The sequence below is a fragment of the Hydrogenophaga electricum genome, assembly GCF_030160815.1.
Taxonomy (GTDB): Bacteria; Pseudomonadota; Gammaproteobacteria; order Burkholderiales; family Burkholderiaceae_C; genus Hydrogenophaga; species Hydrogenophaga electricum.
Genome location: NZ_BSPB01000008.1, coordinates 15,888 through 34,748 on the forward strand (window position 1 = coordinate 15,888; position 18,861 = coordinate 34,748).

General features: G+C 66.9%; 16 protein-coding genes. 7 read left to right on the top strand and 9 right to left on the bottom strand.

Annotated features, from left to right (window positions below; translation table 11 throughout):
* Positions 1-12 precede the first annotated feature (12 nt).
* The 6 genes from QQK43_RS07185 to QQK43_RS07210 all read left to right on the top strand — a co-directional run bounded on the left by QQK43_RS07185 (position 13) and on the right by QQK43_RS07210 (position 9,247).
* Positions 13-1,836 (top strand): sensor histidine kinase, encoded by a 1,824-nt coding sequence (locus tag QQK43_RS07185; RefSeq protein WP_284307211.1) that lies wholly within the window; start codon positions 13-15, stop codon positions 1,834-1,836.
* Entirely contained in the window at positions 1,833-3,311 is a 1,479-nt protein-coding gene (locus tag QQK43_RS07190; protein WP_284307212.1) for a sigma-54-dependent transcriptional regulator, read from the top strand. The genes QQK43_RS07185 and QQK43_RS07190 overlap by 4 nt, the downstream gene beginning before the upstream one ends.
* Positions 3,295-3,903, top strand: coding sequence for a 1,6-anhydro-N-acetylmuramyl-L-alanine amidase AmpD (gene ampD, locus QQK43_RS07195; protein WP_284307213.1), 609 nt, complete (start codon positions 3,295-3,297; stop codon positions 3,901-3,903). The genes QQK43_RS07190 and ampD overlap by 17 nt, the downstream gene beginning before the upstream one ends.
* Before the next feature lie 366 nt (positions 3,904-4,269).
* On the top strand, positions 4,270-7,179 hold the full coding sequence (locus QQK43_RS07200) for a ribonucleoside-diphosphate reductase subunit alpha (protein ID WP_234265592.1): 2,910 nt from the start codon (positions 4,270-4,272) through the stop codon (positions 7,177-7,179).
* Between the two features lie 157 nt (positions 7,180-7,336).
* Positions 7,337-8,506, top strand: coding sequence for a ribonucleotide-diphosphate reductase subunit beta (locus tag QQK43_RS07205; RefSeq protein ID WP_234265593.1), 1,170 nt, complete (start codon positions 7,337-7,339; stop codon positions 8,504-8,506).
* Positions 8,507-8,707: 201 nt separating this feature from the next.
* Positions 8,708-9,247, top strand: a complete 540-nt coding sequence (locus QQK43_RS07210) for a histone (RefSeq protein ID WP_284307301.1) — start codon at positions 8,708-8,710, stop codon at positions 9,245-9,247.
* Between the two features lie 90 nt (positions 9,248-9,337).
* Here the strand turns inward: QQK43_RS07210 and QQK43_RS07215 are convergent, their stop codons facing one another.
* From QQK43_RS07215 to QQK43_RS07245, 7 genes are all read right to left on the bottom strand, one after another.
* Positions 9,338-10,228, bottom strand: a complete 891-nt coding sequence (locus tag QQK43_RS07215; RefSeq protein WP_284307214.1) for a carbohydrate kinase family protein — start codon at positions 10,226-10,228, stop codon at positions 9,338-9,340.
* A gap of 17 nt (positions 10,229-10,245) precedes the next feature.
* Positions 10,246-11,472, bottom strand: coding sequence for a DUF3426 domain-containing protein (locus tag QQK43_RS07220; RefSeq protein WP_284307215.1), 1,227 nt, complete (start codon positions 11,470-11,472; stop codon positions 10,246-10,248).
* 49 nt (positions 11,473-11,521) lie between these two features.
* Positions 11,522-12,406, bottom strand: a complete 885-nt coding sequence (prmA, locus tag QQK43_RS07225; RefSeq protein ID WP_284307302.1) for a 50S ribosomal protein L11 methyltransferase — start codon at positions 12,404-12,406, stop codon at positions 11,522-11,524.
* A 57-nt stretch (positions 12,407-12,463) separates the two neighbouring features.
* Positions 12,464-13,813, bottom strand: coding sequence for an acetyl-CoA carboxylase biotin carboxylase subunit (accC, locus tag QQK43_RS07230; RefSeq protein WP_234265596.1), 1,350 nt, complete (start codon positions 13,811-13,813; stop codon positions 12,464-12,466).
* A gap of 15 nt (positions 13,814-13,828) precedes the next feature.
* Positions 13,829-14,293: an acetyl-CoA carboxylase biotin carboxyl carrier protein gene (gene accB, locus QQK43_RS07235; RefSeq protein WP_234265597.1), complete on the bottom strand. Its 465-nt coding sequence runs from the start codon at positions 14,291-14,293 to the stop codon at positions 13,829-13,831.
* 225 nt (positions 14,294-14,518) lie between these two features.
* The gene (locus tag QQK43_RS07240; RefSeq protein ID WP_284307216.1) at positions 14,519-15,049 is read right to left on the bottom strand and encodes a TlpA family protein disulfide reductase; all 531 of its coding nucleotides are present in this window, start codon (positions 15,047-15,049) and stop codon (positions 14,519-14,521) included.
* Positions 15,046-15,660 carry a hypothetical protein gene (locus tag QQK43_RS07245; RefSeq protein WP_234265599.1) on the bottom strand — a complete coding sequence of 205 codons (615 nt, stop codon included), beginning with the start codon at positions 15,658-15,660 and terminating at the stop codon, positions 15,046-15,048. Before QQK43_RS07245 ends, QQK43_RS07240 begins: the two co-directional genes overlap by 4 nt.
* An 88-nt stretch (positions 15,661-15,748) precedes the next feature.
* Here QQK43_RS07245 and mpl point away from each other — a divergent pair, with 88 nt between their 5' ends.
* A complete protein-coding gene (mpl, locus tag QQK43_RS07250; protein WP_284307217.1) occupies positions 15,749-17,206 on the top strand; it encodes a UDP-N-acetylmuramate:L-alanyl-gamma-D-glutamyl-meso-diaminopimelate ligase in 1,458 nt (485 codons plus the stop codon).
* A gap of 20 nt (positions 17,207-17,226) precedes the next feature.
* Here the strand turns inward: mpl and QQK43_RS07255 are convergent, their stop codons facing one another.
* On the bottom strand, positions 17,227-17,547 hold the full coding sequence (locus QQK43_RS07255) for a hypothetical protein (protein WP_234265602.1): 321 nt from the start codon (positions 17,545-17,547) through the stop codon (positions 17,227-17,229).
* A gap of 151 nt (positions 17,548-17,698) precedes the next feature.
* Positions 17,699-18,733 (bottom strand): hypothetical protein, encoded by a 1,035-nt coding sequence (locus tag QQK43_RS07260; protein WP_284307218.1) that lies wholly within the window; start codon positions 18,731-18,733, stop codon positions 17,699-17,701.
* Positions 18,734-18,861 lie beyond the last annotated feature (128 nt).

Genomic DNA, 18,861 nt, shown 5'->3' on the forward strand with positions numbered 1-18,861 from the left:
GAAGACGCCGACATGCGGTTCGAGGCCTCCTCCCATTTCGCCGCATCCCAGTTTGCCCCCTCGTGGTTCATCGGCGACGAGGGCCCGGCCGGGTCGGGCCACAGCGAGTCGCGCCAGCGTGGCTTCATCCGCCTGTGGCGGGCGTTCATGCGGGCCCGCGTCTTCATCGCGCTGGTGGTGCTGGCCCTGGAAGTGTTCGTGGTGGTCAACAACACCGGGGGGCCCGACTGGCTGGTGCTGCTGAGTTCGCTGCACCTGGCGGCGGCGCTGGCCGTGCTGCTGTGGATGCGGCCCGTCGGCATCGGCCCTGCGCTGCGGGTGCAATGGCTGGCCACCATCGGGGTCGATCTGGTCGTCTTTGCCGTGCTGCAGTACTTCCAGCAGGGCAGCATCAACTTCACGCCCCTGTTCGCGCTGCCGGTGCTGCTCGCCTCGATTCTCGGTACCCTGCTGCTGGGCCTGGGATCGGCGGCCTTCGTCACGCTCTACCTGCTGGCGGAAACCGCCACCAATGCCGGCCTGGTCGGCGATGCCTCGACGTCCCGCTTCCTGCAGGCCGGCCTGACCGGCACCGGGTTTTTCCTGGTGGCGATTCTGGCGCATCAGTTGGCCCTGCGCCTGGCCCGGGAAGAGGCGGTGGCGCAAAGCAGCCAGGCCGCCGCACGCACGCAGGCCCAGGTCAACGAACTCGTGATTGCCAGCCTCAGCGAAGGCGTGCTCGTGGCCGATACACACGGCGTGGTGCGCAACGCCAACCCCGCCGCCCTCGAAATGCTGATGGGCGACGGACACCCCCCCAACCCACGCCTGCTGCTGTCGGCCCGTCCGGGCTGGGAAAGCCTGGCGGAGCTGGTGAACCAGACCTTCCTGCTGGGGCACCCGATGGAGGCCGAACTGCGCGTCGACATCGACGAACTTACCCGCCACCGCCTGTACGCCCGCACCCGCCTCACAGCGACCGGCGGCAAACACCATACGGGCCTGTGTGTGCTGTTCCTCGAAGACCTGCGCGAGGTGGAGGCCCGCGTCCGGACCGAAAAACTCGCCTCCATGGGCCGCATGTCGGCGGCCGTCGCGCACGAAATCCGCAACCCGCTGTCGGCCATCACGCAGGCCAATGCCCTGCTGGACGAAGAGGTCGCCGATCCGTCCCAGAAACGCCTGACCCGGATGATCGAGCAGAACGCCCAACGGCTCTCCCGCATCGTCGACGACATCCTCAACGTGGCCCGCGCCCAGCCCAGTCAGGGTGACACCTCCACCCTCACCCCGCTGGACGCGGTGGTGCGGCAGATCACCCAGGAATGGACCCGCCAGGTGCAGGCCGGCCCTGCGCTGGGGGTGCATCTGCACGCGCCCGGCAGCCACGTGGGCTTCGACCCGGAACACTTGCGGCGTCTGCTGGTGAACCTGCTGGACAACGCACGCCGGCACGCCAGCGGCCAGCCCGCCTCGATCCGCGTGATCACCCAGCCGGCCGGCACCGAACGCATCCGGCTCTCGGTCTGGAGCGACGGCCTGCCGCTGGAAGCGAGCGTGCTCAAACACCTGTTCGAGCCGTTCTTTTCCTCCGAGAGCCGCTCCAGTGGCCTGGGCCTCTACATCTGCCGCGAACTGTGCGAGCGCTACGGCGCCCAGATCGCCTACCAGCGCAGTGTGCTCGACCAGCGCGAAGGCAACGAGTTCTATGTGCTCATGCCCAGCGGCGCCCCGTCGCAGCGCCAGCCGGCCCAGCAAAGCCTGGCCTACCCGCCGGCCGACTCGCAGCCTCCCCGCTCGCGCCCCATGCTGAGCCGCCCCAGCGAGCTGCCCCCTTCTCCCCCGCCGACGCCATGAATGCCGCCCCCCGCGCCTCGGTCCTTGTGGTCGACGACGAGCCCGACCTGCGCACTCTCTACGAACTGACCCTGCTGCGCGAGGGGCATGACGTGACCTCGGCCGCCGACCTCGCCGAAGCCCGCCACAGCCTGGCGTCGCGGCACTTCGATGTGCTGATCACCGACATGCGCCTGCCCGATGGCCTCGGGCTGGAACTGTTGCGCGAAGTCCAGGCCGGGCAACGCCCGGAACGCACCATCGTCATCACGGCCTACGGTTCGGCCGAAAACGCCGTCGAGGCGCTCAAGTCCGGCGCCTTCGACTACCTCACCAAGCCCGTGGACCTCAAACAGTTCCGCACGGCCGTGGTGGCGGCCCTGCAGAGCCAACATGGCGCCGGCCACGCCACCGAAGCCACCGCGCCCGCCCGCGCGGGAGAACAGGCCCTGGCCCGCCTGGTCGGCACCTCACAGGCCATGGCCCAGATCCGTGCCCGCATCGAAAAGGTCGCCACCAGCATGGCGCCGGTGCTGATCCTGGGCGAGTCGGGCACCGGCAAGGAACTCGTGGCGCGCGCGGTGCACGAATGCAGCCACCGCGCCAGCGGTCCCTTCGTCGCCGTCAACTGCGGCGCCATCCCCGAAAACCTGATCGAGGCGGAGTTCTTCGGCGCCCGCAAAGGCGCCTACACCGGGGCCAGCGCCGACCGCGAGGGCTACTTCCAGGCCGCGCGCGGCGGCACCCTGTTCCTGGACGAAATCGGCGACCTGCCACTGGCCATGCAAGCCAAGCTGCTGCGCGTGATCCAGGAGCGGCGGGTCCGCCCCCTGGGTGGCGTGCAAGAAGAAGCGGTGGACGTGCGCCTGGTCAGTGCCACCCACCGCGACCTGGCCACCATGGTGCGGCAGGACGGCTTCCGACAAGATCTGTTTTACCGGCTCAACGTGATCGAGTTGCGCCTGCCGTCCCTGCGGGAGCGGCGCGACGATCTGCCGCTCCTGGTGCACGCGCTGCTGCGGCGTGTCTGCGACGAATACGGCCAGCCCGCCCCGGCGATCTCGGCCCAGGCGATGGCCTGGCTGCAGTCGCGCGAACTGCCGGGCAATGTGCGCGAACTGGAAAACCTCCTGCAGCGAGCCCTGGCCCTGTGCGACGGACAGACGCTGGCGCCCGAGGATTTCGGCGATGACAGCCCGGACACCGTGCCCGATCCGCTGCCACCCGAACCGCCAGCGACGCACCCAGCCCCGCCGCAGGAAACACCGCCGCCGGACGCTGCCTTGCCCGAACCCAGCGCGGCGCTGCCGGCAGACCTGCAGGCCTACCTGGACGACCAGGAGCGCCAGATGCTGGTCAAGGCCCTCAGGGAAACCGACTACAACCGCACGGCGGCGGCGGCACGGCTCGGGTTGAACCTGCGCCAGATCCGCTACCGCATCCAGCGGCTGGGCATTGCCCTGCCCTCGGACGGCGCCGATGCCTTCCGCGACTGACCCCGCCACAGCCCGCCGCGGGGGCGCGCACTGGCAGCAGGGCTGGCTGGCCGAAGCGCGTGCCTGCCCCTCTCCCAACTTCGGGCCGCGACCGGCGGGCGCGGTCATCGATCTCATCGTGGTGCACTCCATCAGCCTGCCTCCCGGCACCTACGGCGGGCCCGAAGTCGAACAGCTCTTCACCAACACCCTCGACTGGGACGCACACCCCTACTTCGCGACCATTCGCGGCCTGGAGGTTTCGGCGCACTTCTTCATTCGCCGCACGGGTGAATTGATCCAGTTCGTCAGCGCGGACGACCGCGCCTGGCACGCTGGCGCGTCGCACTGGCGTGGCCGCAGCCAGTGCAACGACGACTCCATCGGCGTCGAACTGGAAGGCCTCGAAGGCGAGCGGTTCGAACCGGCGCAGTACCAGGCGCTGGTGCGGCTGTGCCGCGCCCTCAAGACGCACTACCCCATCGACCACGTCGCCGGCCACGAGCACATCGCTCCCGGCCGCAAGCTGGACCCCGGACCGGGCTTCGACTGGCCCCGGCTGCGACGGTCACTGCGCTGGCCGCTGCACCGTTTTCCCGCCAGCGCCCGCTGAGCCTCGTCGAAGGCACCACCACCCAGCATTGGTGCGGCATTCCGGGGCAAATCGTCCTGCATCGCACGCGTCGCAAGGTATCCCTGGCCACAGCGCCCGGAGCACGGCACCTGCGGCCACGACCAGTCTCTCCAGCAAGCACCGGCGCGGGCCTTTGCCCGTCTCAATGACGCCCGGCTCACCGATCAAAGAAATTTCCCCACACACTACCGGTAGTGGCTTGAACCACGCATACACACCAGATATAGTGTGCCCTGCTCAAACACCTTGGTCCGCCACCGCCTCACGGCGATGCCCGCAGCGACCACCGGAAACGGCCATTGCCAGCCAGGACCGGCCCCCGACAACACCAACACAAGAGGAACCATGCAAACCACACCCTCCACCGCACCGTCGTCCGTCGCGCCCACGTTCCTGGCGGCAGGGCCTGGCGCCGAAACGCTTCAGGGCACGGCGTCGCCCTATGCCCACTACCAGATCATTCGACGCAATGGTGCGGTGGTGCATTTCGAGCCCGGCAAGATCGCGGTGGCGATGATGAAGGCCTTCCTGGCCGTGCACGGCACCCAGGGTGCGGCGTCCGCCAGCGTGCGCGAAACCGTCGACGCCCTCACCCAGAACGTGGTCCGTGCGCTGATGCGTTCGCGCCCGGGCGGCGGCACCTTCCACATCGAGGACGTGCAGGACCATGTGGAACTGGGCCTGATGCGTGGCGGCCACCACGAAGTGGCGCGCGCCTACGTGCTCTACCGCGAACGCCGCACCCAGGAGCGCGCCCGCCAGGGCGAGGCCACCCAGCCCGCCGAAAGCCTGTTGCATGTGATCGACCACGGTCAGCGCGTGCCCCTGGACCTGCCGCGCCTGAACGCGCTGATCGAGGCCGCCTGCGCCAACCTGGGCGCCGACGTCCAGGCCGCCCCCATCGTGGCCGAAACCAAGCGCAACCTGTACGACGGCGTGCCGATGGAAGAGGTCTACAAGGCCGCCATCCTGGCCGCGCGCACGCTGATCGAAAAAGACCCTGACTACACCTACGCCACGGCCCGCCTGCTGCTGCACACCATCACCAAGGAAGTGCTGGGCGAGGACGTGCCCGGCACCGAACTGGCGACCCGCTACGCCGACTTTTTCCCACAGGCCATCAAGAAGGGCGTCGAGGCCGAACTGCTCGACGACAAGCTGCTGCAGTTCGACCTGCCGCGCCTGGCGGCAGCCCTCAAACCGGAACGCGACCTGCAGTTCGACTACCTGGGTCTGCAGACCCTGTACGACCGCTACTTCCTGCATGTCAGAAAGACCCGCATCGAGCTGCCGCAGATCTTCTTCATGCGGGTGGCCATGGGCCTGTCGCTCAACGAGATCGACCGCGAAGCCCGCGCCATCGAGTTCTACGAGGTGCTGTCCTCGTTCGACTTCATGTCGTCCACGCCCACGCTGTTCAACAGCGGCACGCGCCGTTCGCAGCTGTCGAGCTGCTACCTGACCACCGTGCCCGACGACCTGGACGGCATCTACGAAGCCATCAAGGAAAACGCGCTGCTGTCCAAGTTTGCCGGCGGCCTGGGCAACGACTGGACACGCGTGCGCGCGTTGGGCAGCCACATCAAGGGCACCAACGGCGAATCGCAGGGCGTGGTGCCCTTCCTCAAGGTGGTGAACGACACAGCCGTCGCCGTGAACCAGGGCGGCAAGCGCAAGGGCGCCGTCTGCACCTACCTGGAAACCTGGCACCTGGACATCGAAGAATTCCTGGAACTGCGCAAGAACACCGGCGATGACCGCCGCCGCACCCACGACATGAACACCGCGAACTGGATTCCCGACCTGTTCATGAAGCGCGTGATGGAGAAAGGCGACTGGAGCCTGTTCTCGCCCAGCAACGTGCCCGACCTGCACGACAAGTTCGGCGCCGACTTCGAGCAGGCCTACCTGGCCTACGAAGAGAAAGCCGCGCGCGGCGAGATCAAGCCCTACAAGAAGATCCCCGCGACCGACCTGTGGCGCAAGATGCTCTCGATGCTGTTCGAGACCGGCCACCCCTGGATCACCTTCAAGGACGCCTGCAATGTGCGCTCGCCCCAGCAGCACGCCGGCGTGGTGCATTCGTCCAACCTCTGCACCGAGATCACGCTCAACACCAGCGACACCGAAACCGCCGTGTGCAACCTGGGCTCGGTGAACCTGCTTCGCCACCTGGTCGATGGCCCCAACGGCAAGGACCTCGACCACGCCAAGCTTCGCAAGACCATCAACACGGCCATGCGCATGCTCGACAACGTGATCGACATCAACTACTACGCGGTCAAGAAAGCCCGCGACTCCAACCTGCGCCACCGCCCGGTGGGCCTGGGCCTGATGGGCTTCCAGGACGCCCTGTACGAGCTGCGCATTCCCTACGCCTCCGACGCCGCGGTGGAATTTGCCGACCGTTCGATGGAAGCCATCTGCTACTACGCCTACTGGGCCTCGACCGAACTGGCCAGCGAACGCGGCCGCTATTCGAGCTTCAAGGGCTCGCTGTGGGACCGCGGCGTGCTGCCGCTCGATTCGCTGGACCTGCTGGCCCAGCAGCGCGGCGGCTATGTCGATACCAACCGCGCCGCCACCCTGGACTGGGACGCGCTGCGCCAGAAGATCGCGCGCGACGGCATGCGCAACTCCAACTGCGTCGCCATCGCCCCGACCGCCACGATCTCCAACATCATCGGCGTGGACGCCTCGATCGAGCCTTGCTTCGGCAACCTGTCGGTCAAGTCCAACCTCTCGGGCGAGTTCACGGTCATCAATGGCTACCTGGTCAAGGACCTGAAACGCCTGGGCCTGTGGGACGACGTGATGGTGATGGACCTCAAGCACTTCGACGGCTCGCTGCGCGCCATCGACCGCGTGCCGCAAGACATCAAGGCCCTGTACGCCACCGCCTTCGAAGTCGAGCCGACCTGGCTCGTCGAAGCCGCAGCGCGGCGGCAGAAGTGGATCGACCAGGCGCAGAGCCTGAACATCTACATGGCCGGCGCCTCGGGCAAGAAGCTCGATGAGACCTACAAGCTCGCCTGGCTGCGCGGCCTCAAGACCACCTACTACCTGCGCACCACCTCGGCCACGCAGGCCGAAAAGTCCACGGGCCGCGCGGGCCAGCTCAACGCGGTCTCGGCCCACTCGGCCGAAGTCGCGGCAGCGGCACCGGTGATCGCGGCGGTCGAGGCTGCCATCGAACCGGCCACCGACATCAAGTTCTGCGCCATCGACGACCCGGGCTGCGAGGCCTGCCAATAAACCCCAACGCCATGCAACGGGGTGTTCACGATCCGCCGATTCCATCGCGCAATCGATGCGACACAGCAACACCCCGCTCGCGCCACGAATGCAATGCCTTGGATTTAGTTGCCGTGGCTTCGAGACCCTTCGATAATCCGCTGAATTGGATGGACCTATGCTGACCTGGGACGATCACGTCACACCCACCGCCAAGCCCGCACCCTTGAACCCGGCTTCTCAAACGCCGGCCGTGCCCTCCGCTTCCTCCCTGTCATCGGCCCGTGCGCCAGTTGCACCGTCTGCCCGTGCCGACGGTCACAGCGAGCAGCGCCGCGTCAACGTGGCCGACAAGCGCATCATCAACGCCCAGACCGACGTCAACCAACTGGTGCCGTTCAAGTACAAATGGGCCTGGGAAAAATACCTCGCCACCTGCGCCAACCACTGGATGCCGCAGGAAGTGAACATGAGCCGCGACATCGCGCTCTGGAAAGACCCCAACGGCCTGAGCGAAGACGAGCGCCGCATCATCAAGCGCAACCTCGGGTTCTTTGTCACCGCCGATTCGCTGGCCGCCAACAACATCGTGCTCGGCACCTACCGCCACATCACGGCGCCCGAATGCCGCCAGTTCCTGCTGCGCCAGGCCTTCGAAGAGGCCATCCACACCCACGCCTACCAGTACATCGTGGAATCGCTGGGACTGGACGAAGGTGAAATCTTCAACGCCTATCACGAGGTCTCCAGCATCCGCGACAAGGACGAGTTCCTGATCCCGTTCATCGATGCGATCATGGACCCGAACTTCCACACCGGCACCCCCGAAACCGACCAGACCTTGCTCAAGAGCCTGATCGTGTTCGCCTGCCTGATGGAAGGCCTGTTCTTCTACGTCGGCTTCACGCAGATCCTGGCGCTGGGCCGGCAGAACAAGATGACCGGTGCCGCCGAGCAGTACCAGTACATCCTGCGCGACGAGTCGATGCACTGCAATTTCGGCATCGACCTCATCAACGCCATCAAGCTCGAAAACCCGATGCTGTGGACCCCGCAGTTCAAGGCCGAGATCAAGGAGCTTTTCCTCAAGGCGGTGGACCTCGAGTACCGCTACGCTGAAGACACCATGCCGCGCGGCGTGCTGGGTCTCAACGCCTCCATGTTCAAAGGCTATCTGCGCTACATCGCCAACCGGCGCGCCACGCAGATCGGCCTCGACCCCCTGTTCCCCAACGAAGAAAACCCGTTCCCCTGGATGAGCGAGATGATCGATCTCAAAAAGGAGCGCAATTTCTTCGAGACCCGTGTCATCGAATACCAGTCCGGTGGTGCCCTGTCCTGGGATTGACGCCTCTTCCGCTGCTTTCATGAACACCCGTTCACCGAAACCTTCCCACCCGCGTCTGCTGACCGGCTGGGCGGTTTCGTCACCAGATTCAACGCCCTGCCGCCATCCGTGGGTGCACCCGCCTGGCGGCAAGGCCTTGAATCGCTTCCGCGAAATGTTTTCGCGCGAAGTGCTCTTTGCAACTTGATCAAGGAGAAAACAATGGCAACTGCGAAGAAGGCCGCCCCGGCCAAGAAGGCCGCCCCGGCCAAGAAGGCCGCCCCGGCCAAGAAGGCCGCTCCGGCCAAGAAGGCCGCTCCGGCCAAGAAGGCCGCTCCGGCCAAGAAGGCCGCCCCGGCCAAGAAGGCCGCTCCGGCCAAGAAGGCCGCTCCGGCCAAGAAGGCCGCTCCGGCCAAGAAGGCCGCTCCGGCCAAGAAGGCCGCTCCGGCCAAGAAGGCCGCTGCTCCGGCGAAGAAGGCCGCTGCTCCGGCGAAGAAGGCTGCTGCTCCGGCGAAGAAGGCCGCTGCTCCGGCGAAGAAGGCCGCTGCTCCGGCGAAGAAGGCTGCTGCTCCGGCGAAGAAGGCTGCTGCTCCGGCGAAGAAGGCTGCTGCTCCGGCGAAGAAGGCCGCTCCGGCCAAGAAGGCTGCCCCCGCAAAAAAAGCCGCGCCGGCTAAAAAGCCGGCTGCCCCAGCGGCCCCAGCAGCTCAAACCAAGCTGAATCCCCAGGCTGCCTGGCCGTTCCCGACGTCCAGCAAGCCCTGATTCAACAGGTTTGAACCTGAAAGCCCGGCGCAAGCCGGGCTTTTTTTCTGGGTGCAGGCCATCGCGGCCTCATTGCCTTTGGACCTGTCTTTACGCGGAAGGCAACCGGTAGTTCTGCCCACCGCGGCTGGCGATCTTCAGAGCACCCATGCGATTGCCCAGCTCGGCACAGCGCACCAAAGACCACCCTTGCAACAAGCCGTGCAGCAGCGCGGCCCGGAATGCATCCCCACATCCGGTCGGGTCAACCACCGCGTCGACCAACACACCCGGCACGCGGGTCACCTGCCCATCGGCATAGACATCGCAGCCCTGCTCACCCAAGGTGACCAACAAACCGGCCACTTCGGCCGCCAAGGCCTCCAGCGACAGCCCCGTACGGTCACTGAGCATGCGCGCTTCGTAGTCGTTGACCGCCACCCAGCGTGCCTGCTGGACGAACTGGCGCAACTCGTCACCGTTGAACATCGGCAGCCCCTGTCCGGGATCAAAGATGAAGGGCACACCGGCTGCAGCCAACTGCCGGGCGTGGTCGATCATCGCGTCACGCCCATCGGGCGCAATGATGGCCAGCTTGACCCCGGCATCGAGTGGAACAGCCGTCTGGTGGGCCAGCGACATGGCGCCGGGGTGGAAGGCCGTGATCTGGTTGTTGTCGCGGTCGGTCATGATCATCGCCTGCGCGGTATAGGCCTGCTCGCTCACCCCCACTGCCCGGGTGTCGACACCCAGCGACACCAGGCGCTGCACATAGTCCTGCCCGTCGTTGCCCAGCATCGCCAGCGGCATGGCCGGCGAACCCAGTTGCCGCAAGCCGTAGGCGATGTTGCCGGCGCAACCACCGAACTCTCGGCGCATGCCCGGCACCAGGAAGGACACGTTGAGGATATGCAGTTGATCCGGCAGGATCTGTTCGGCGAAGCGACCTTCGAACGTCATGATGGTGTCGAAAGCCAGCGAGCCGCAGATGAGGATGGACATGGGTCGTGATCAGACAGTCAGGGGTAAAAAACCAGGGCCCGATAACCGGTCATGGCGGTCGTGGGTTCCTGGGCGAGCTTCAGGCTGAGCGTGACCGGCAGGCGCGCGCCCGGCGCCAGGCTCTCGGGGCGCCCCGGCAGCTCGGCCGGCAAAAACACCCGGCGTGCCAGCACCTGGTCGCGCAGATCGGTCAGACTCAGCTCCAGCGCCGGCATGGCCACCGCGGCCGACGCGTTGTTCTTCAGCACCAGCTCGAACCCGTACATATCGCCCACGCGGCGCACGAGGCTGGAGCTTTCGATGACCACCGCGTCCAGGTGTTGCAGAGGCTGGATCGCGCATTGCCAAGGCTTGCACAGGGTTTCCAGCCACGGCCGAAGACCTGGATAGGCCGCAGCCCAGCGGTCCCGCTCGTGCAACGCCACCTGGGTCAACAGGGCCATGCCGAGCAAGAGCGCCCCAATGAGCAGCCCCGAACGGACCACGGGCAGGCGCCAGAAAGCCTGCTTGCGGGCCTGGCGCACAAAACCCGGCTCGGCGGCCACGGGTGCGTGCCGTTCACCTTCCGACGACGGTGGCCGGGTCACGGAAGTTATCGGCGACGCTGACGTCTCCGGCACAGCAGGGACGTCGGGCGCGCGCGCGGCGGCGACCATCACCGCCTTCTGCGGCACCACAAAAGGTTCGGCAGCGTTCTGGGCAGAGCCGGTCTCGGTCTCGGTCTCGGTCTCGGGCTCGGGCTCGGGCTCGGGCTCGGGCTCGGGCTCGGGCTCGGGCTCGGGCTCGGGCTCGGGACGCGCGGCGGCGGCAAAGGCCGCCAGCTCTGCGTGGAAATCGTCTACACCGGGAAGCAGGCTGTCGGCGGCGGACCGCTCGGCGACCGGGCCCGACGACCACGATGCCCCGGGTGGCACGGTCAATGGCTCCGGTTCATGATCCAGCAGCACATCGATGCCGTGCGCCGCAGCAGGCTGCTTGGCAAGGAGGACGGCCGGCGGCGACGGCTCGGGTGAGGGCATCACCAGCCAATCCGCATCGTCTTCTCGGGGGGACGGGGGATCAGCCACCGGGGGGACAGGCGTGGACTCCTGCTTGGCCGCGGGTTCGAGCATGTCCAGGTACAGCGTGGCGTCAAACACGTCCGCACAGTGCCCGCAACGCACCCAGCCGTCGGAAATTTTCAACTGGTCCGGGACGACCTTGAAGGCCGTGCCGCAGGCCGGGCAACGCGTGATGAACCCCATGCAGCGATTATTGCAGCAGGGCTATCCCGACCGGCGTGCCACGCGGCCCTCAGGCCTTGCGTGCCGTCATCAGGATCCAGCCCTCTTCTTCGTCGCTGACGGACAGGGACACCCAGGGCGAGTACGCCGCGCGCAGTTCATCGGCCTGGCGCGACAGGATGCCCGCGAGCACCAGATACCCGCACTCGCGCACGTGGGCGCACAGCAAGGGTGCCAGCACTTTCAGCGGCGTCGCCAGAATGTTGGCCAGCACCAGGTCGTAGACCCCCTGGGCAGCATCGGGCAACCCGGCGGTCAGCTGTACATGGTTGGCCGACGCATTCAGGCGCGTGGCTTCCACCGCTGCCGGGTCGATGTCCACGGCGTCCAGATGCCGCGCACCGAATTTGGCCGCACCGATGGCCAGAATGCCCGAGCCACAGCCGTAGTCCAGCACGCGTGGCTGGTCGTGTCCTTGCGCGGCGATCCAGCGCAGGCACATGCGCGTGGTCGGGTGGGTGCCGGTCCCGAAGGCCAGTCCCGGGTCCAGGCGGATGACCTGCTGCGCGGCAGCCGGCGGCTCGTGCCAGCTCGGCACGATCCAGAACGACGGGGTGATCTCCACCGGGTCGAACTGCGACTGCGTCAGCCGCACCCAGTCCTGCTCGGCCACGGGCTGCACGCCCAGCACCTCGCAGCCGTCGAAAAAATCCTGCGCCTGCAGCAGTTGCGCCGCATCGCGGGCCGCGGCTTCCGTGGCGAACAGCGCCTGCACGCGGGAACGCTGCCAGCCCTCTTTCGGCGGCGGCATGCCGGGTTCGCCGAACAGCGCCTGCTCGGCCGGCGTGAGCGCGTCGGCATCCTCCACCGACACGCTCAGCGCGTCCAGCGCGTCCAGCGCCTCGCCCAGGTTCTCGATCGCGGATTCCGGCGCCAGAAGCACCAATTCAAACAAGGATGACATGGCCAGACACCAAAAGAGAAACGCCCCGCGGGCGGGGCGTCGGGATCATCAGCGCTCGTGCTGCGAGAGCCAGTGCTCCAGGTAGTGGATGTTGGTTCCCCCGGCGGAGAAGCTGGCATCGACCATCAGCTCGCGATGCAGGGGGATATTGGTCTTGATGCCTTCGACCACCGTCTCGGCCAGCGCCGTGCGCATGCGCGCCAGCGCCTGCTCGCGGGTGTCCCCGTGCACGATGATCTTGCCGATCATCGAGTCGTAGTTCGGTGGCACGAAATAGTTGGTGTAGACGTGCGAGTCCACGCGCACCCCGGGGCCGCCCGGTGCGTGCCAGGTGGTGATGCGACCCGGCGACGGCACAAACTTGTACGGGTCCTCGGCGTTGACCCGGCATTCGATGGCATGACCACGCAGCTGGATCTGCCGCTGGGTGAACGGCAGCTTCTCACCGGCCGCCACCGCGATCTGCGTGCGCACGATGTCAATGCCCGTGATCAGCTCGGTGACCGGGTGCTCGACCTGCACGCGCGTGTTCATCTCGATGAAGTAGAACTCACCGTTTTCGTAGAGGAACTCGAAAGTGCCGGCACCGCGATAGCCGATCTTCTTGCAGGCCGCGGCGCAACGGTCGCCGATCTTCTCGATCAGACGGCGGGCAATGCCCGGCGCCGGCGCTTCTTCGATCACTTTCTGGTGGCGCCGCTGCATGGAGCAGTCGCGCTCGCCCAGATAGACCGCGTTGCGGTGCGTATCGGCCAGGATCTGGATCTCGATGTGGCGCGGGTTCTGGAGAAACTTCTCCATGTAGACCTCGGGGTTGCCGAACGCAGCCCCCGCTTCTGCCTTGGTGGTCTGCACAGCATGGATCAGCGCCGCTTCCGTGTGAACCACACGCATGCCGCGTCCGCCACCGCCGCCGGCCGCCTTGATGATCACCGGGTAACCCACCGACTTGGCGATGCGCTTGATCTGGGCCGGATCGTCCGGCAGGGCACCGTCGGAGCCGGGCACGCAGGGCACACCGGCCTTGATCATGGCCTGCTTGGCCGACACCTTGTCGCCCATCAGGCGGATGGAGTCGGGCGTGGGACCGATGAAGGTGAAACCGCTCTTTTCCACGCGCTCGGCAAAGTCGGCGTTTTCCGACAGGAAGCCATAACCCGGGTGAATGGCCTCGGCGTCCGTCACTTCGGCCGCCGAGATAATGGCCGGCATGTTGAGGTAGCTCTGGGCCGACTGCGCCGGGCCGATGCAGACCGCCTCATCCGCCAGACGCACGTATTTGGCGTCGCGGTCGGCCTCCGAATAGACCATCACCGCCTTGACGCCCAGTTCGCGGCAGGCGCGCTGGATACGCAGGGCGATTTCGCCTCGATTGGCGATCAGGATTTTCTTGAACATGGGCTCAGCAAAGCCTTATTCGATGACGAACAGGGGCTGGCCGTATTCCACCGCCTGGCCGTTTTCGACCAGCACCTGGGTGATCGTGCCGGACTTGTCGGCCTCGATTTCGTTGAGGATTTTCATGGCCTCGACGATGCAGATCGTCTCGCCTTCCTTCACCGTGGCACCCACCTCGGCAAACGGCTTGGCACCGGGGCTGGATGCGCGGTAGAACGTGCCCACCATGGGCGACTTGACGATGTGCCCAGCCGGCACGCTGGCCGCTGCCGGCGCCACGGCCGCCACCTCGACCGCCGGAGCGGGCACCGGGGCCACCGGCGCAGCGGCGGGAGCCATCGCGTACGTCACCGGCGCGGCCAGGCCTCCGGGCATGCCTTTGACGATGCGCACCTTGCCTTCCGCCTCGGTGATTTCCAATTCCGACACGTTCGACTCGGACACCAGGTCGATCAGTGTCTTGAGTTTTCTCAGATCCATGATTTCTCCAACGAAATTCCCTTAAACCAACTCATCTTCATGCATCTTTCAGCAAAATGAAACAAAGAGTGGCATTTGACGGGGTGCCGCAGTGTACACGAACGCCAAGGGGTGCGGTGTGCGCTCTCCGGCGCAACAGATTTTGTCGCGCAAGGGGGTGCCGAATTTACCGCGATTTGGCCAATTTTGGCAGGTGATAGACAAACGGTAGCCGCATGCAAACCATCACCCCAATTGGGCCCATTGATCCAGGTCCGCCTCGGACACTTTGCCGATTTTTCGATGCAGAACCCGCCCTTCGGCCCCGAACACCACGGTGTAGGGCAGCCCGCCTGACGGGTTGCCCAGGCGCCGGCTGAGCTCGGTGCCCCCCAGGCCAGCCATGGCGACAGGAAAACGCAGCGGCAACTTCTGCACGAACTGGCGCACGGCGCTGGGTTGATCCACCGCCAGGCCCACCACCTGCCAGCCCTGCCCCGACCGGGCCTCGTGGAAGCGGTTCAGCAAGGGCAACTCTTCGACACAGGGTGGGCACCAGGTGGCCCAGAAGTTGACCAGCAAGGGGCGCCCCTGGAACATCGACATCGCCACCGGCGCGCCCTGCGGGTCGTCCAGTTGCAGCGCCCAGAACGCGGCTTCAGCCTCGGAAAACACCGGCCCGGGGCGGTAGCGCCACCAGGCCACACCGGCACCGGCCGCCGCTGCGGCCCCGCCCACCGCGATCCAGCCAGCGAGGGCGCGCCGACGCGGCGTCATGCGGACTCTCCCGGCGGCGCCATCAGCGCACGCAGGGCCCTGGCGTCGCCACGGGGCTTGCGCCCCTGGGTATCGGGCTTGAGCGCGCCGCGCACATCATCGCGGTCATGGGCCATGAGATGAATGAGCACAGGGCCCAGCTCCTGACTGCGGACGCGCACCGTCAGTACGTCCACCAGCTCACCTTTCCAGCCCGTCACCGAACCAGGCTGGTAATCGATTCGCAGATCCATCAGGCGCCACTCGAGCGATTTCGGATCGTCACAGAACAGTTGGAGATAGATGTCACTGTGTTGTGTGGCGGTGCCGTGCCAGACGGCCCCGCCCACATGGGGCTGAAACTCAGCCAGCCGGTCCATCCAGTGCAGCGCCAGTTCGCGCAGCGCCTGCAACTGCACCGGCTGCGTATCGGCGCAGAACACCGCAATGTGCTCACGCACCGCGGCATCCAGTTGCGCGTTGTCGGGCCAGGGCCCGCGTGGCGAAACCCCCAGCTGACGGCCAGCCTGGCGCTTGGCCGCAGCGTATTCCAGACCGTCTTCCACCACCAGGCGGGCTGCCACTGCAGCGATTTCAGCCAGGCCGTCGGCCGGCGAATGAAGAGCAACCATCCCGCCATTGTGCCGGCTCGGGCACGCACCCGCCAGAAACCCCGGACAGACCCGCCAGCGCCTGGGGTCGCCCCTAGAATCCGGGGCCATGCATATTCATATATTGGGCATCTGCGGCACCTTCATGGGAGGCCTTGCCGCCCTGGCCCGCGAGGCCGGCCACCGCGTCACCGGCTGCGACGCCGGGGTCTACCCCCCCATGAGCGACCAGTTGCGGGCGCTGGGCATCGATCTCATCGAGGGGTTCGACGCCGATCAATTGGCCTTGGCCCCCGACGTGTTCGTCATCGGCAACGTGGTCAGCCGGGCGCGCCTGCCAGATGGTTCGCCCAAATTCCCGCTGATGGAGGCCATCCTCGACGCCGGTGTGCCCTATACCAGCGGCCCCCAATGGCTGGCCGAACACGTGCTGCAAGGCCGCCATGTGTTGGCCGTGGCCGGCACGCACGGCAAGACCACCACCACGTCGATGCTGGCCTGGGTGCTGGAAGCCAATGGCCTGCATCCGGGCTTTCTGGTCGGGGGCGTCCCGATGAATTTCGGCGTTTCGGCGCGCCTGGGTGGACAGACCTCGACCAGCGAAAGCCGTTTCGCCACCGGATCGCCCCAAAGTGGCGCAGCGTGGGGGCCCACGTTCGTCATTGAGGCCGATGAGTACGACACCGCGTTCTTTGACAAGCGCAGCAAGTTCGTGCACTACCGGCCGCGCACGGCCATCCTGAACAACCTGGAGTTCGACCACGCGGACATCTTTCCGGATCTGGCCGCGATCGAGCGCCAGTTCCACCACCTGGTGCGCACCGTGCCCGGCACCGGCCGCGTGGTGACCAACGGCCTCGAAGAGAGCCTGGACCGCGTGCTGCACCAAGGTTGCTGGAGCGAGGTGCGCAGCTTCGGCGCAGCGGTCAGCGACTTCACGGCCCACGGCGAGCCTCACGCCTTCGATGTGCACCGGCGCGGCGAACCGGTGGCGCGCGTCGAATGGTCACTGACCGGTCAGCACAACCAGCTCAATGCGCTGGCGGCCATCGCCGCGGCCGAACACGTGGGCGTGACACCGGCCGATGCGGCCCGAGCGCTGGGCAGTTTCCAGAATGTGCGTCGCCGCATGGAGGTGCGTGGGACCGTGGCGCGGGACGGCCAGCCCCCCCTCACGGTCTACGACGACTTCGCCCACCACCCCACCGCCATCCGCACCACGCTCGACGGGCTGCGTCGCAAGCTGGGCACCGACAGCGACGCAGGGCGCATCCTCGCCGTGTTCGAGCCACGCAGCAACACCATGAAGCTGGGCACAATGAAGGCCCAACTGCCCTGGAGCCTGGAGCCGGCCGACCTGGCCTTCTGCCACACGGGCGGGCTCGACTGGAACGCCGAGGAAGCGCTGGCGCCCATGGGCGCCAGGGCCCAGGTGGCGCCCGACGTCGACACCCTGATCACCCAGATCCGCGCTGCGGCACGCCCCGGCGACCACATCGTTTGCATGAGCAACGGGGGGTTTGGCGGCATCCACCAGCGCCTGCTGAACGCGCTCGCTCGCGCCTGAGACCTGCCGCGAGCCGAACCTCAGTAGCCGACGGTCAGCGCCGGCAGGTCCACGGTCACCACGGGTTTGGCCAACGCGGCACTGGCCGCCCGCGCAAAGGCCATGGCCCAGGCCCGGTGCGCAGGGTCGCGAAAACGGGCTTCCCCGGCGGCCTGCGCCACACTCAGCACCTTGTCGGCCGTGAGCACCTTGCCCGTCAGCCGGATCGGTTCACACCCGAAAAAGGTGAACTGCTCGTCCAGCCAAGCGCGCGCCTGGTCATGCGGCAGGGGCTGCTGCTCTTCCAGGTCGAACGGGTAGACGGCGGTATCGCTCCATTTCACGGTGAGTTGGCTGCGCATGACGGGATCCTTGGTGGTCAAAACGAACGGCCCCCATTGTCGGCCGCGCGGCGCGCGCCGACTGCCGCTGGCACGACTATTTGAGGGTTCCTCCGGATGGGACATCCCCGCCCCCAGCCGCTCCATGACAGAACCCCCATCAGGGAGCGGCTCAAGCCGGCGGCGGATCCAGGGGCCGGCGCAGCGGCGAATGCACGGCATCGTAAAGTGGCAGGGTCGACCCGGCAGGCGCTGACCGCGCCGAGGGCGCCGCCAGCGCGCCCTCGGCACCTGGAGTCAGTTGCGCCACGGCCTCCCGGGCCTGCAACTCGGCCCGCCGGGCGCTGTCGCTGTCGGTGGTCAGCGCACCGGCGTAATAGAGCGCGGCCAGATGGTGCGCTACCGACGACAAGGGCGCGTCCACCCGCTGGCGCAAGGCATCCAGGGTGTCTGGCGCCGCCAGCAGGGCGCGCATCAGTGCCAGATGCAGTTCATCGAACCAGCGCACCGGCATGAGGGGCACACGGCGCAGGTAGATCCGCCGGTCCCGGTAACGCGGCGGCAGGATATCGAGCCGCGTGCGCACGGCATAGGTCCACATGACCCGCTGTAGCGGCAACCGGATGAAGGCCGGCGGAATCTCGACCGGACTGCCCGGCGCCTGGCGAACCCACTGCGCCATGGCCAAGTCCACCGGACGTGCCGGCACCAGCAGGCCCGCTTGCCAGCGCCGGAAATCGATCACGGCCAGCAGGCGCTCCTCATGCAGCAGATGCACCACCGCCCCTTTGTGGGCGCCCATGCGGCGCACCACTTCGCCCCCCAGCGCAAACTGGCTGCGCAGCGGACGCAACCAGGCTTCGAACCGCTGCAGACGCTGACGCACGGCGGCTTCGTCATCGGCCTCGAAGAACTCGGCGGAGGCAAAGCCCACCGGCAGCGGGCAGGCAAAGGCCAGCGGCCGATCCACCTCGGCCCGGTTGAGCAACCACCGCTCGCCGCTGCCGAACGGGTGGTGGATGACGACACCGTCCCGCCCGTGCACCGCCACGGCACCTCCCCGGATCATCCAGGCGTCTGCCCTGTGCGGATCGCCACACAGCCAGGCCGGCCAGCCTGGCTGCACCTGCGCCACCCATGCCGTCAGCCGTGCCTGTGCCGCGGGGTCAAACCCCAACAACCCCAGACGCAATACCGGCTGCTCCACACCGACTCCTCTTCGCCCGCCTCGCAAGGCACCATGCCCCTGTCGCGATCACGTGGCTTGTGGCACCCCAGCATAGCGGTGCTCCCGGCCCGTCTCAACGGGTTCGGCCTCCGGGTGCGAGACACATT